12 protein-coding genes are annotated in these 14,197 nt (G+C 71.6%); 6 read left to right on the plus strand and 6 right to left on the minus strand.

The window, feature by feature from the left end; translation table 11 throughout:
- Positions 1-59: 59 nt before the first annotated feature.
- Entirely contained in the window at positions 60-923 is an 864-nt protein-coding gene (locus tag OG562_RS12400) for a helix-turn-helix transcriptional regulator (protein ID WP_266396630.1), read from the plus strand.
- Positions 924-1,147: 224 nt separating this feature from the next.
- Here OG562_RS12400 and OG562_RS12405 read toward each other — a convergent pair whose 3' ends face one another.
- The gene (locus tag OG562_RS12405; protein WP_266396631.1) at positions 1,148-1,990 is read right to left on the minus strand and encodes a PhzF family phenazine biosynthesis protein; all 843 of its coding nucleotides are present in this window, start codon (positions 1,988-1,990) and stop codon (positions 1,148-1,150) included.
- Between the two features lie 232 nt (positions 1,991-2,222).
- Between OG562_RS12405 and OG562_RS12410 the strand changes: the two genes are divergently transcribed.
- Positions 2,223-5,171, plus strand: a complete 2,949-nt coding sequence (locus OG562_RS12410; protein WP_266409238.1) for a LuxR family transcriptional regulator — start codon at positions 2,223-2,225, stop codon at positions 5,169-5,171.
- Between the two features lie 42 nt (positions 5,172-5,213).
- On the opposite strand, the gene OG562_RS12415 is transcribed toward OG562_RS12410, so the two are convergent.
- Both OG562_RS12415 and OG562_RS12420 read right to left on the minus strand, forming a co-directional pair.
- Positions 5,214-6,071, minus strand: a complete 858-nt coding sequence (locus OG562_RS12415; protein ID WP_266396633.1) for a hypothetical protein — start codon at positions 6,069-6,071, stop codon at positions 5,214-5,216.
- Positions 6,072-6,346: 275 nt separating this feature from the next.
- Positions 6,347-6,748, minus strand: coding sequence for a hypothetical protein (locus tag OG562_RS12420; RefSeq protein WP_266396635.1), 402 nt, complete (start codon positions 6,746-6,748; stop codon positions 6,347-6,349).
- Positions 6,749-6,811: 63 nt separating this feature from the next.
- On the opposite strand from OG562_RS12420, the gene OG562_RS12425 reads away from it, so the two are divergent.
- A complete protein-coding gene (locus OG562_RS12425; protein ID WP_266396637.1) occupies positions 6,812-7,264 on the plus strand; it encodes a hypothetical protein in 453 nt (150 codons plus the stop codon).
- Here OG562_RS12425 and OG562_RS12430 read toward each other — a convergent pair.
- Positions 7,253-7,960 (minus strand): TetR/AcrR family transcriptional regulator, encoded by a 708-nt coding sequence (locus tag OG562_RS12430; protein WP_266396640.1) that lies wholly within the window; start codon positions 7,958-7,960, stop codon positions 7,253-7,255. The two genes, OG562_RS12425 and OG562_RS12430, sit on opposite strands and share 12 nt — an antisense overlap.
- A 174-nt stretch (positions 7,961-8,134) precedes the next feature.
- Here OG562_RS12430 and OG562_RS12435 point away from each other — a divergent pair, with 174 nt between their 5' ends.
- Positions 8,135-9,658, plus strand: coding sequence for an APC family permease (locus tag OG562_RS12435; RefSeq protein ID WP_266396642.1), 1,524 nt, complete (start codon positions 8,135-8,137; stop codon positions 9,656-9,658).
- A gap of 36 nt (positions 9,659-9,694) precedes the next feature.
- Positions 9,695-11,362, plus strand: coding sequence for an amidohydrolase (locus tag OG562_RS12440; protein ID WP_266396643.1), 1,668 nt, complete (start codon positions 9,695-9,697; stop codon positions 11,360-11,362).
- A gap of 267 nt (positions 11,363-11,629) precedes the next feature.
- Here the strand turns inward: OG562_RS12440 and OG562_RS12445 are convergent, their stop codons facing one another.
- Positions 11,630-11,923 carry an XRE family transcriptional regulator gene (locus OG562_RS12445; RefSeq protein WP_266409240.1) on the minus strand — a complete coding sequence of 98 codons (294 nt, stop codon included), beginning with the start codon at positions 11,921-11,923 and terminating at the stop codon, positions 11,630-11,632.
- Positions 11,924-12,085: 162 nt separating this feature from the next.
- Positions 12,086-12,955 (minus strand): UbiA family prenyltransferase, encoded by an 870-nt coding sequence (locus tag OG562_RS12450; RefSeq protein ID WP_266396644.1) that lies wholly within the window; start codon positions 12,953-12,955, stop codon positions 12,086-12,088.
- Positions 12,956-13,105: 150 nt separating this feature from the next.
- Here OG562_RS12450 and OG562_RS12455 point away from each other — a divergent pair, with 150 nt between their 5' ends.
- The gene (locus tag OG562_RS12455) at positions 13,106-14,173 is read left to right on the plus strand and encodes a type III polyketide synthase (RefSeq protein WP_266396646.1); all 1,068 of its coding nucleotides are present in this window, start codon (positions 13,106-13,108) and stop codon (positions 14,171-14,173) included.
- Positions 14,174-14,197 lie beyond the last annotated feature (24 nt).

Consider the following 14,197-nt stretch of genomic DNA (forward strand, 5'->3'; position numbering starts at 1 on the left):
CCTTTTCCTGGGACCGGCAGACCCACCCTCCCCAGCGGCGCCCGCGCCATACTGGCGCCGTGACCGACGACTCCCTCGCCATGAGCGACGATCCCCGACGCGAACTCGCCGAGTTCCTGCGGACCCGCCGGACCCGGCTGCGGCCGGAGGACGTCGGCCTCGAACCCGGCCCGAGGCGGCGTGTCGCCGGGCTGCGGCGTGAGGAACTGGCCCTGCTGGCGGGGGTGAGTTCGGACTACTACCAGCGCATGGAGCAGGGACGCGACGTGCGACCTTCCGAACAGGTCCTGGACGCCCTCGCCCGCGCCCTGAACTTCTCCACCGAGGAGTGCCGGCACCTGCACAGCCTCGCCGCCGCCGCGCGCACACCGGTTCGCGCCCCGCGCCGGTACGAACCCGAGCAAGTACCGGACACCACACAGCGGTTGCTGCGCACGATGCCCTCGCCCGCGCTGGTCGTGGGCCGCTACCTGGACGTACTGGCCTGGAGCCCGCTGGCCGGCGCGCTGCTGGGCGAGTTCACCCGGCTCCCGGTGACGGAGCGGAACCTGCTGTCGCTCCTGCTGCATCCGGAGGCCGACCAGACCTGCCCGGAGCGGTCCGCCACCGTCGCCGAGCTGACCGCGATGCTGCGCGCCCAGGTCGCCGCCGATCCGGGGCATCCGCGCGCCGTGGAGCTGGTCGGCGAACTCGCGGTCCGCTGCGACGAGTTCGCGACGCTGTGGGCCCGCCACGACGTGGGGGAGACGACGCGCGGCCGGATGCGCGTCAACCACCCCATGGCCGGGGAGCTGAACCTGGACTGGGACGCCTACCCGCTGCCGGGCACTCCCGGCCCGATGCTGATCGTCTACACCGCTGTCGAGGGCAGCCCCGACGCCGAGCGTCTCCAACTGCTCGCCAGCCTGCTGGGCGCCCGCTGACCCGACCCGGAATCCACCCGGCACCGTCAGCGACGAGAGAGTCGACTACCGCGGTCGAACTCCTCCGTACGCTCGTTCGATTGTTCACGATCATGTTGTGGCGACCGCCGGGCGCTGATCGATCCCGCCGCGGTCGGACGCAGCCTGCGGGTGTTCGCCGGTGTGCGGCTGATGCGGCACACCCGCGCGGACGTGGTCGCGTTCGAGAGTGCGGTCAGGAGCGGTCAGAGAGTGATGGTGCCGCGGATGCGGACGGCGGCGGCGCCGCTGACCCAGACGGTCCCGTCCGTATCGGCGGTGATCTCGATACGTGCGGCCCGGCCCAGCCGCGCGCCCTGGGAGACCCGGTAGGTGGAGGGTGCGCCGCCGGTGGCGGTGAGCCACTGCCCGACGGCGGCGTTCATGCTGCCGCACGCGGGGTCCTCGGGCACGCCGACGCCGGGGGCGAAGGTGCGCATCTCCCAGTGGTACGGGGACCCTTGGGGGTAGGCCCCGATCGCGCCGACCATCGCGTCCGGGATGAGGGAGAGGTCGGGTTCGAGGGCGAGGACCTCCTCGGCCGTGGACAACCGGACCACAGCCCAGCCGGGCCCGTTGTCGACCCACTGGTGGGCGAGGACTCGGTCGCGCGTGATGCCGAACGCGGCCACGATCTGGTTCAGACAGTCGTCGTCGAGCGCGCCTTCGCGCACACGAGGAGGGGCGGCAAAGGACAGAGTCCCCTCGCCCCGGCGCACGGTGACCAGGCCGGCGGCGCACTCCTGCACGACGCGGTCGCCGTACTGCGGCATGCCGCCACCGTCCAGCCAGGCGTGCGCGGAACCGAGGGTGGGATGCCCGGCGAACGGCAGCTCACCCTGCGGAGTGAAGATCCGCAGCCGGTAGTCCGCCTCCGGGACGGTGGGGGGCAGCACGAACGTGGTCTCGGACAGATTCGTCCAACGCGCCAGGCTCTGCATCTCCTCATCGCCCAGGTCCGTCCCGTCCAGAAGGACGGCGACCGGATTGCCGGAATAGGGGCTCGTGAAGAACACGTCGACCTGCACGAACGAGCGTGCGCGCGGCATCGTCATCGAGGACCTTTCAGTAGCGGCGGCAGCGGACTCTGCGCGTTCCACCCTCCGACGGAAGCACGCCCATCCCAACGGGCGCCCGCACGGCCAGGACAGTGCCAGTCACGACAAAGCGGCCTGCTTACGACGATCACCGGGAGAGAATGACATGTGAGGGGAATGTAAAGACAGGAGAGCAACTGTGGGAGCCGACAGGGTAGTTGGGGACGGCGGGAACGGGACTCCGTTGCTGGGCCGCTCCGTCGAACTGGCCCGGCTCGACGCGCTGCTCGACCGTGCGACAGGCGACGCGCGCGGCACGGCGAGGGACGAGGGGTTCCGTGACAGCGGCCGTTCCCGGCTCGTCGACATCACCGGTGAGGCCGGCATAGGCAAGAGTCGGCTGCTGGGCGAGGTCTGCGCACGGGCGCACCGACGCGGAATGACGGTACTGCGCGGCAGAGCAACGGAGTACGAGCGGCAGGTGCCGTTCCAGGTGTTCACCGACGCGCTCGCCCACCTCGACCCGCACACCCTGGACGACTTCCAGGAGACCGACGCGGTGGCGCCCCTCCTTCAGCGGAGCGGCGCGGTCGACCGTTTCGGACTGCACCGGTCCACGGCCGTCCTGCTCGCCCGGCTCGCCGCCCCGTCCGGGCTGCTGCTGGCCCTCGACGACCTGCACTGGGCGGACCCGGCGTCACTGGAGCTGCTGGACCATCTCGTACGCCATCCCGTGCACGCCCCCGTCGTCCTGGCCGTGACACGCCGTGACCGCCAGAGTCCCGAGTCCCTCGCCGCCAGGCTCACCCGAGGACTCGACGCCGGCACGGTCGTCAGACTCGGCCTGAGACCACTGAGCGCACACGACTGCGCCGAACTGGCCGGCCTCGGCCTGCCGCCCGCCGAGACCGCCGCGCTGTACGCCGCGAGCGAGGGCAACCCGTTCTACTTCCTGACCCTCCTTCAGGCCCACCGCGGAGGTACGACGCCCGAGTCCTCGGCGCCGCCCGGGCTCGGCACCCTGCTGCTGGACGAACTGACCGTGCTCGCCCCCTCCCGGCGCGGCATCGTCGAGGCCGTGGCGGTACTGGGCGAGCACGCCACCCCGGCGATGGTGAGCCGGGTGACCGGCCGCTCCGGCACCGCGTTCACCGTCGACGTCCACGCTCTCACCCGCCGCGACCTGCTGCGCTCCGCCCCACAGGGCCTGCTGACCCTGCGCCATCCGGTCGTGCGAACCCTCGTCCACGAAAGCACGCCCTTCTTGAGGCGCGTCGAGATCCACCGGCTCGCCGCGCAGGAACTGGCCCGCGCAGGCGCCTCCGCCGCCGAGCAGGCCCACCATGTGGAACAGTCGCTGACGGCCTGGGACCCGGCAGCGGTGGCCGTGCTCGACGAGGCCGCCGCACGAACCGCCCGAACGGCCCCGGCGAGCTGCGCCCACTGGCTCGATGTGGCACTCCGCCACCTTCCGCACACTCCCGAACACGCCGCCCGGCGGCGTGAGTTGGTTTTGCGGCGGGCCCGCGCCCTGGCCGCGTGCGGTGGCCTGCGCGAGAGCCGCGACCTGCTCCATGAGCTGATCGCCACCCCGCGGCGGACATCCGGTGGCCCGACCACCGGCGAGGACCAAGGCCTCAGAGTGCGCGCGGTCGTCCTGTGCGCGCTGGTGGAGCGTCATCTGGGGCGCTGCACCGAGGCCGTCGCGCTGTTGCGCCGCGAGCTGGCCCGCGGCCCCGCACCGGCCGACGTCGTCCGGCTCGGCCTGGAGCTCGGCTCGGCCGCGCCCCAGGACAGCGACACCTCGTACACCCAGGTGCGCACCGAGGTCGAGGCGGCGCTCGCGGCGGCCCGGTCCACGGGGGACGAGGTCGGGGAGGCGGGCGTCCTCGCCGTCGCCGCCCTGGGAGAGGCGTACGAGGGCAACATGAGCGCGGCGCACGGACTCGCCCGGCAGGCCGCCGCCCTGGTCGACTCCCTGCCCGACAACGACCTCACCGCGCTGTGCGAACCACTGGCCCGGCTCGGCTGGGCGGAGGCCTTCCTGGAGCACTACCCGGACGCGGAGCGGCACGCAGAGCGCGGCCTCGACATCGCCCGCCGCAGCGGCCAGCTCTATGTCGTGCCCCATCTGCTGCTGTGCCTGTCCCATGTCCGGGTCCAGACCTGCCGGATCTCCTCGGCGCTGGAACTCGCCGACCAGGCCGAGGACATCGCCCGCGGGATCGGCAGCGACCAGTTGCTCGCGTTCGTCCTGGCGAGCAAGGCCGCGGCACTCGTCGCCGCCTGCCCGCCGGGCGACCCACGCCCTCTCGCCGTCGCCGAGGAGGCGGTGGCCGCGGCCGGCACCGGGGTCGACTGGTGGGCCTCCACGGCCTGGTGCATCTTCGGCTGGGCCGCGCTCATGGCCGGCGATCCGGTCCGCGCCCGGGACGCGATGCTCCAGGCGGGCGGTCCCGAGCTGCAGCGGATCCAGCCCTCGATGCGGCCGCTCTACCTGGAGATCCTGGTCACGGCCGCACTGGTGACGGGCAGGTCCGAGGAGGCCCGGAGCTGGGCCGAGCGGGCGCGCAAGGAGGCGGAACAACTGGGGCTGCCGATGCTGCGGGCGTCCGCACTGCGCAGCGCCGCCCATCTGCCGCTGGCGCAGGGGGACACGGCAGCGGCGGCGGACCTGTTCGCGGAGGCCGCGGCGGAGAGCGCCCGCTGCGGCGCGGTCTTCTGGGAGGCCTACTCCCTGCTGCTCGGCGCCCCGCTGGAAGCGCTGGCGGGCCGCAGCCGGGGCGGCACGCACGCCTGGCTCAGGGGGCGCCGGCTCGCCGAGGCGGGCGGCAGCGGAATGCTGGTCGGCCTCGCCGACGCCACCCGTCCGCCCGGTGGCGACTCCGAGGCTCCGTACGGTTCCCCGGACCGCGCCGAACTCACCGAGCGGCTGGCCACCCTGACCGCCCGGGAGCTGGAGATCGCCGAACTGGTGGCGCAGGGGCTCACCAGTCAGGCCATCGCGGACCGGCTCTACGTCAGCCGGCGTACCGTCGAGACCCATGTCTCCCGCACCTTCCGCAAGACCGGGGTCTCCTCGCGTACCGCCCTGGCCACGCTGATGGCCCGCCGCCGCACCGGGAGCCGTTTCGGGGACGCCCGCACGGAGCAGCCTGAGCGTGGTCCAGGGGCCCTCGGCGGTGATCAGTGAGCCTCTGCGAACCGGCCACCGCGGTCTCGGCCGGGAAGCTGCCTACCTGACGTCGACGAAGTCGCCGGGCGCCGTCGCGGAGCCGGTCGTGGTGGCGCCGGCGAAGACGAAGCGGTAGTAGCCGTCGGAGCCGGCCTTGGTGGTGGTGCTCAAGGCGCCGGTGCTGCTGGTCTTGACCGTCTTGAGGGTGGTGTAGGTGCTGCTGCCCCTCTTGCGGAACTGCAACTGCACCGGCTGGGTCCCGTATCCCGCGTACTTGCCCGTCGTCCAGTTGGCGCGACTCAGCTTGCCGGTGACCGTGATGGTCCTGCCCTTCCTCACCGGCTCCGGGGAGGCGTTGGCGGTCAGCTTGGCGGCACGCTTGATCTTGGTCCTGGCGACGTCGTCGTCGTAACTGGCGTTCGCGTAGAGGTCGTAGGCGCCCAGGAAGAGTTTCCAGGTCCCCGCGGTGCCGTTGCCGTCCTTGAAGGCGACCGCCGGGTCGATGGTGAAGACCGTCTTGCAGCTGTAGCTGTAGCCGCCCTGGACCGGCGTCTCCGTGCAGGTGGGGTATGCGTCCGACTCCAGGCCGCCGGTGATGGTGTCCGTGCTCGAACTGTCGGTGCCCTGCCACAGGAAGGCCTGGGTGATGGCCACGCCTTCCTCGTCGAAGGCGGTGAACGTGACGGGAACGGCCTTCTTGCCCGTTACGCCGAGAACGATGTCCTTGCCGTTGTTGACGACCCCGTCCTTGAAGGTGGTGCCGCCCAGCGCGTCCCGCGGCTGGACGCTCTCCGAGGCGAAGGCCTTGAGATCCGTCGCCGCCCCAGGGTGCTCCGCTGCCTGGGCGGCGCCCGGAAGAACGAACGCCGAGAGTACGACGGCGCCGGAAAGGACGGTGGCCGCAGTGTGTATACGCATGTGATTCCCCCAAGACGAGGTCGGGCGGTCCGGCCGGACTGTCCTTGTGGCAGGGCCGGAGAATATCGCTGGTGTCGAAGCTGTGGTCGGGCGTCGGGTAGAGGTCCGTCGGCTGGGAGCCCGGTGCGGGTACATCGGCCGGGTCGGCGGTGGGCCTGGAAAGGGAGGCGCCCTGGGCGCTCGAACACCCCCGGTGAACAGAACGGCCACGGCGAGGGCCGCGACGACCTGCACGGCGGAACGTCTCGGCCCGGGTGTGCGCTGCGATACGTACCTCACTGGTCGAACCAGTTCCTGGCTTCCGCGGAACTGAAGCCCCGCAGCACGACCAGGGCGAGGGCGATGCCCGGGAGAACCGAGACGCCGCCCTGGAGCAGGCCCAGCACACCGCTCAGCAGGCTCAGCGCCTCGATGACGATGACTGTGACACGTATCCCGTTGGACCGCTGGCCCGCGAAAACGCCGCACAGCAGGAGCGCCCCCGCGATCAGCAGCGACAACACCGCCACGAACCGCAGCAGCCCGGCCCCCTCGTCCTGACCGTGGTCCGCCGCGTCGTTCACCACGGCCAGCAACAGGGCGCCGGCCGCCAGGTTCAGCACGGCCTGGACCCATACCCCCACCGTCGCCAGCCTGACGTTCTTCGGCATCTGCGCTTTCACGCCCGGTGTCGTCATGAACGCAAGGAAACGGCACAGGTGTCAGGGGCACGTCGGTAGGAGTACGTATTCCATGTACGTATGTGCCATGGCCGCCTGTCCGCCGCGACCTCCTCCGCCGTCGCTTCGGCGCGCGGAGTGGTCGTGGTCGCCCGGGGACTCACCATGCCGGACGACAAGCGCGCCGCGCTACGGCTGCCCGTGCTGACGGAGCGCGGCGATCAGGCGGTCCGTCAGGCGCGGGCGCGTCACGCCGATCCGGACCCGGCGAAGCGGACCGAGCCGTACGCTCCCGGCGAGGCGGCGGCCGCCTACGCCGTCTTCGGCCCGGAGGCGTACCACCACTTCGCCCTCACACGCCTGGTTTCTCCACCGCGGTCGACGAAGGCGCCGACGAACGCGAACAGAACGAGGCCGCCGAGGAACTGCGGCGCAACCGGACCGACTTCAACGGGTGAGAGCGCCTTTCCCTTGTTCTACACGACGAGTCGTCCACCTACGGCACAGGGCGGCGTCCCGACCTCAGCGGCCTGAACCCCGCCTCGCCGGGGCGCGGGCAGCCAACGCCTCCAGCAGCAGGTCCACCGCCTCCTCGAAGGAGTTGTCCGCCATCCCGGGCAGCTCACGGCGTGCCGCGGTGAGCGCCGGGTACGCCACCGGGTCCAAGTCCTGGTAGACGTTCCTCCATGCCCCTTGATCGGCCTCGCGCTGCTGCCGCGGGAGCGCCCGGAACGCCGCCTCCGTGGCCGCGTGGCTGAGAACGGTGTCGATGAAGGCCAGATAGAGCCGTGCGGCCTGGGCCGGCTCGAAGCCCGCGGACAGCAGCAGTCCGACACCTGTCTCCACGGCCTGGATTTCATGCTTGCGCCGGGTCACCCGGTGCGCGGCCATGGCGGCCGCCCGGGGATGGGCGAGGTATCCGGCGCGGACCCGCAGGGCCATCTCGCGCAGTGACGCCACCCAGTCGTCCCCGGGGACGAACCCCGCCATCGTGTCGCCGATGATCTGGTCGGCGATGGCGAGCACCAGGTCGTCGGTGCCGTGGAAGTAGCGGTACAGAGCGGTCGGGTCGCAGCCGAGTGCCGCGCCGAGCCGTCGCACACTCAGCGCGTCGGGACCGTGCTCGCCGATCAGCCGCAGGGCGGTCTCCACGATCAGGTCCTCCGACAGCAGGCCCCCGGAGCGGGTGGGCCGTCGGCGTCTGCGCTCCTGCGGGACACGGGTGGCCATGACCGGGCTCCTCTCGTCCTACGCCTACCGACTACCGCCGGTCCGGTACTGCGCGCCCTCAGTGAACGGCCCTCAGCCGCCTTACGTCAACAGGATTGACGCAATGCGGACGCAGGTTGTTCCATCGCATTCCCGCGCGGCTCTTCTCGCCATCCCTCCCCCGAGGAGCCCTTCATGTCGTCCGCCCCGCCCCCGTCCTCCCCGCCGGACCCGTCCGCCGGGCCCCACCCCGCCCTGCGACGTTCCCTCGGCGTCGTCGACGGCGTCGCCATCGCCGCATCCAGCACCGCGGCCACCACGAGCATCGCCATCGGCATGGGCACGATCGCGACCACCGTGGGCCTTCAGGCGCCGGCGCTCCTGCTCCTGGCGTTCCTGCCGGTGCTCGGCATCGCCACCGCCTACGCCCGTCTCAACCGCTCGGAACCGAACTGCGGCAACGGTTACGTCTGGGTCGGCAAGTCCCTCGGCCCCTGGCCCGGCTTCCTGACCGGATGGGTCACCTTGGTCGCCTCGGTCATCTTCTGCGCCTACACCAGCGCGATCATGGGCTCGGTCGTCCTGATCTTCGCCAACAGAGCCGGCCTGCACACCCTCGCCGGCATCGCCCTCGATCCGGCGTCCACCGGTGTCAGCACGGCGGTCGGGCTGGTGATCCTGCTCGCCCTCACCGCCCTGGCCGTCACCGGGATGCGGTCCGCCACCCGATTCCAGTTCGCCCTACTGGTGTTCGAGTACACGGTTCTGCTGGGCTTCTGCGGCTGGGCCCTGGTCACCGGCCACCACGCCGTGTCCCTCTCCTGGTTCAACCCCTTCGAGATCTCCAGCGGCACCGCCTTCGCCCAGGGCATGGTCCTCGCGGTCTTCTTCTTCTGGGGCTGGGACGCGGCCTTCAGCGTCAACGAGGAGACCAAGAGCCCTGGCGACGCGGCCCGGGGAGGTCTGATCGCCCTCTTCGCCATGCTCGGCCTCTTCCTCTTCGCCTCGGTCGCCTTCCAGCGGGAGATGAGCTTGCCCGAACTCGTCCAGAACGGCCCCCAGGCCCTCCCGTACCTCGGGGAGAAACTCGCTGCAGAACCCTGGGCCACCCTGCCCTTGGTCGCGTTGATGTTCTCCGCGGTCGCCTCCGTGCAGGCCACCCTGATTCCCACGGCACGCGGACTGTTCGCCATGGGCCGCGACCGCACCATGGGAGAGCTGTGGACCCGGATCCACCCGCGCTACTGCACGCCTGCCGCCGGCACGGTCGTCGTGATGTCCGTCGCCGCCGTGATCGCACTGCTCGCCGTCGCGATTCCCAAGCTGAGTGACATGCTGCTGGCCGCCGTCAACGCCATCGGCCTGGTCGTCGCCCTCTACTACGGCCTCACCGCGCTCGCCTGCGCCGTGCGTTTCCGTTCCGCGCGTCGCGAGGGAGCGCGCGAGGCGTTGCTGGCCGTCGGTGTGCCCACCGTGTCCGGCCTGGTCCTGCTGGGCCTGGGCGGCTACCTCGGATACTCGTACCTGACCATGAGCGATCACTTCGAACTGAGCCCGGACAACGGCTGGTTCATGTTCTCGCTGCCCGCCGTGATCGTGCTCGTCGGCCTCGGCATGGCGGCCGTCGCCAAGTACGTCCGGCACTCGCCGTACTTCACGACGGGGAACGGCACCGACGCCGAGACCCTCGCCCTCCCGATGGACCGCACGGCGGTCTGATCAACACCCCCCCAACACTCCATGGAGTTCACCCCTATGTCGTATCACCGGGTCACGGGACCGGCCGATCTCGTCTTCACGGGCGGCCCCGTGCACACCGTCGATCCCGCCCGCAGCCGAGCCACGGCCGTGGCCGTGCGCGGCGGACGGATCGCCGCCGTCGGCCACGACGAGGTACATGAGCTGATCGGGCCGCGCACCGAGGTCGTCGGCCTCGCCGGGAAGCTGCTGCTGCCGGGCTTCCAGGACGCCCATGTCCATCCGCAGGGCGCGGGCATCGAGCTCGGCCTGTGCCATCTCGGCGGCACCGTGGACCCGGCCGATTACCTGCGCAGGATCAAGGCGTACGCGGACGAACACCCGGACATCGAGTGGATCACCGGTGGGGGCTGGTCCCTGGAGGCGTTCCCAGGCGGCTCCCCCACCGCCGCCGCCCTCGACGCGATCGTCCCGGACCGTCCCGTCTTCCTGCCCAACCGCGACCACCACGGCGCCTGGGTCAACAGCCGGGCACTGGAACGTGCGGGCATCGACTCCCGCACCCCCGACCCCGCCGACGGCCGAATCGAGCGCGACGCCGAGGGAAAGCCCACCGGGATGCTCCAGGAGGGCGCGGTCCACCTCGTGGGCAGACTGGTGCCGGACCCCACACCGGAGGAACAGCTCACCGCCCTGCTGCGCGCCCAGGCCGTACTGCACTCCCACGGCGTCACCGCCTGGCAGGACGCCATCGTCGGTACCTACGCCAACCTGACCGACCCGGCGCCCGCCTACCTGGCGGCCCTGGACCGGGGCCTGCTCACCGCCCGCGTCGTCGGCGCCCTGTGGTGGGACCGCGAGCGCGGCGCCGAACAAATCCCGGAACTCGCCGCCCGCCGCGAGGAGCTGAGCGGAGGCCGGTTCCACGCCACCACCGTGAAGATCATGCAGGACGGCATCACCGAGAACCACACCGCCGCCATGCTCGGCCCGTATCTGACCGGCTGCGGCTGCGCCTCGGACAACAGCGGCATCAGCTTCGTCGAGCCGGGAGAGCTGAGGAAGTACGTCACCGAACTCGACGCGCTCGGCTTCCAGGTCCACTTCCACGCGCTCGGCGACCGCGCGGTGCGCGAGGCGCTCGATGCCGTGGAGTCCGCCCGCACGGCCAACGGCCACCGTGACACGCGGCACCACCTCGCACATCTCCAGGTCGTGCAGCCACCCGACGTACCCCGTTTCCGCGCCCTGGGCGCGAGCGCCAACCTGCAGATGCTGTGGGCCGCCCACGAACCGCAGATGGACGAACTGACCCTGCCCTTCCTCGGCGCCGAACGCGGCGCACGGCAGTATCCCTTCGGCGATCTGCTGCGCGCGGGCGCGACGCTGGCCGCGGGCAGCGACTGGCCGGTCAGCAGCCCCGATCCGCTCCAGGCCATCCATGTCGCCGTCAATCGGATCGCCCCCGACGCACCCGAGGGCACCCCGGCCTTCCTCCTGGAGCAGCGCCTCGACCTGGGGGCCGCCATCGCCGCATACACGGCGGGCAGCGCCTATGTGAACCGCCTCGACGGCACCACCGGCAGCATCACCGTCGGCAAGTCGGCCGATCTCGTCGTCCTCGACCGTGACCCGTTCGCGGGCCCGCCCGGGGACATCGCCGCCACCCACGTCCTGGAGACCTTCGTCGAAGGGCGACGCGTCCACGTGGCCCCTGACGCCTGAGCCTCGGTATCAGCCCGCCGGCACCCGCTCGCCTGCAGCCGCACGCACCCACCGCGCGTGACGGCTCCCGGCCGCCTGACAGGGCACTTACATGCAGGTCAGATCCGCTCGAACTGGGACGGGAATCGAACCCGCGCACAGCGGAGTGCCTTACCGACGCGATGATGCTCCACCCCAGGCACCGGGGTGGAGCATCATCCCTGACATCACGAGGCGATCCCGCCCACCGGACTGCGCATCGACCTGGGCAGCGGCGCGTCGATCGGATCAGCCGAGGACGTAGCTCTCATCGCCGAAGTCAGCGACGATCTTCAGCTTGCCGCCGAGCGCCTTGACGTAGGCAGCGAGGGTGTCGACCTCGCTGCGCTCCAACTGACCCTTCTCGATGCGTGAGACGCGGGCCTGGGTGACGCCCATGGCTTCGGCAACCTGGACCTGTGTGGTGTGCTGCCGCTTCCGCAACGCGGCGAGGCGGTGCACACGGGAAGCCAGGACCATCGCCTGCGCCCCCTTCTGGATCTGGTCCTTTTCGGCATCGGTGAAGGCGAAATCCTCGGCCAGATCTCCCCAGGAGACGGTCTGCGGGTCCTTGAGGTGATCGCCTGTCCGACCTCGCCCGCACCTTCGTCGACGGCACCGAACCCCTCAACGGCCTGATCGTCTGACCACCCGCGACCGACCTCCAAAGCATCGGGGTAAACGGCAGCTTCATCGGCGGCGCGGTCAGGCGATCCCGGTGCCGCGCAGCAGCAGCAACGCCACGTCCACCACCGCCACCGCGACCGCCGCCGCGAACGCCAACCGCTCCCATCGGCGTCCCAGCACCGTCCCCGCCACCACGACCAGGACGGTCACCACGAGCACTGCCCATCCCCACCTGCCGGGTGGACCGGCGGGCCCCAGCACCAGAACGGCGGACGCGGCCACCAACGGCACCGGCAGCAGCAGCCGTGCGCCGTCCGGGCCCAGCCGGTGCGGCCATCCCCGTACGCCCGTCGCCAGATCCCCTCGGATGTCCGGCAGCACATCGCCCAGATGGGCGCCGACCCCCAGCAGCGCCCCGGCGGTGACGATCCACCAGGCCGGCCACGGTTGCCCCGGCAGGCCCAGCGCCACGAACGCCGGGAGGCTGGCGAAGCCCACCGCGTACGGCGCCCAGGACCATGCCGTCGCCTTGAGCCGCAGGTCGTACGCCCACGCTGCCGCCACTCCGGCCAGGTGAACGGCGCCCGCCCACAGGCCACAGGCGAGCGAGAGCGGCACGCACAGCGCCAGCGCGGCGTACGCGGCCACCCACACCTCCGTCACGCCGACCGTGCCGTCGACGACGGGTTTGCCATGGCGGCCGGCGGCGATGTCCCGGGGCGCGTCGAACGCGTCGTTGCACCAGCCGACGGACAGCTGACCGGTCAGCACGGCGGCGGCGGTCAGGACGCAACGCGCTCCACTCTGGCCTGCGGTGACGGCGAGAGCGGCCATCAGGGCGGTGACCGCCACGACAGGCCCGGGGTGGCACGACCCTGCCAGGCCACCCACCCGGACGGCCCAACTCGCCTCGGGGCCGCCGGTCGTCGACTGCTCGGGAGTGCCCACCCGGCCGATCGTAGGCGGCCCCGGCCCCACCCGGCTGGAGCACGCGCCCCCAGGGCGCACGGCCGGACGAGCGATTCATGGTGTCGAAGCCCCGGACCGGGGAACACGTGCAGAGCAACTCACCCGAGTTGGTAACCGGACGGGAACCATATGACGCGGATCGCCGCCGTTCACGGTGCCCTCGCACCGCACCGTCGGACCCAGTCAGAGATCACCGACATGGTGGCCCGCACCTGCCTGCCGGAGGGTGCCGACCGCCGGGTCCTGGACCGGCTGCACCGCAGCGCGAAGGTCCGCTCGCGCCACATGACGCTGCCGCTCGAACGGTACGGGGAACTGGACGGATTCGGCGCCGCCAACGACGTCTTCATCGCCGCCGCCACCGACCTGGGCGCCAAGGCCGTCCGCGGTGCTCTGCACACGGCCGGCCTGACCGCCGCCGACGTGGACCTGCTGATCTTCACCTCCGTCACCGGCATCGCCACCCCCTCGATCGACGCGCGGCTGGTCGGCCGCCTCGGTCTGCGGCCGGACGTCAAACGGCTGCCCCTGTTCGGCCTGGGCTGTGCCGGCGGCGCCGCCGGCCTGGCCCGTGTGCACGACTACCTGCTGGGCCGGCCCGACCAGGCGGCGGTGCTGCTGTCGGTCGAACTGTGCTCGCTCACCTTCCAGCGCAACGACGCCTCCCTGGCCAACCTGGTCGCCACCGGACTGTTCGGCGACGGTGCCGCCGCGGTCGTCGCCTGCGGCGCGGACCGCCCGGGCCGCCCGGACGAGACATCCGGCCCGACGATCGTGGACACCCGCAGCCACCTCTACCCGGACACCGGGCGCGTCATGGGCTGGGACATCAAGGACACCGGCTTCCAGGTCGTCCTCGACCCGCAGGTACCCGATGTCGTGCGTCGTTACCTCGCCGATGACGTCGAGGGGTTCCTCGGCGACCACGGGATCAAGCCGAAGGACGTGACCGCCTGGGTGTGCCACCCGGGCGGCCCCAAGGTCCTTCAAGCGGTCACCGAGGCCCTCGACCTCCCCGACGACGCACTCGATGTGACCTGGCGTCACCTGGCCGACGTCGGCAACCTGTCCTCGTCATCGGTGCTCCACGTACTGCGCGACACCCTGGCCCAACGCCGCCCACCGCCGGGCACGCCGGGTGTGCTGCTGGCCATGGGGCCCGGCTTCGCCTGCGAACTCGTCCTGCTGCGCTGGTAGTTCAGGCCCTCGAAGACACGAAGG

Origin of the sequence: Streptomyces sp. NBC_01275 (genome assembly GCF_026340655.1) — a bacterium.
GTDB lineage: Bacteria > Actinomycetota > Actinomycetes > Streptomycetales > Streptomycetaceae > Streptomyces.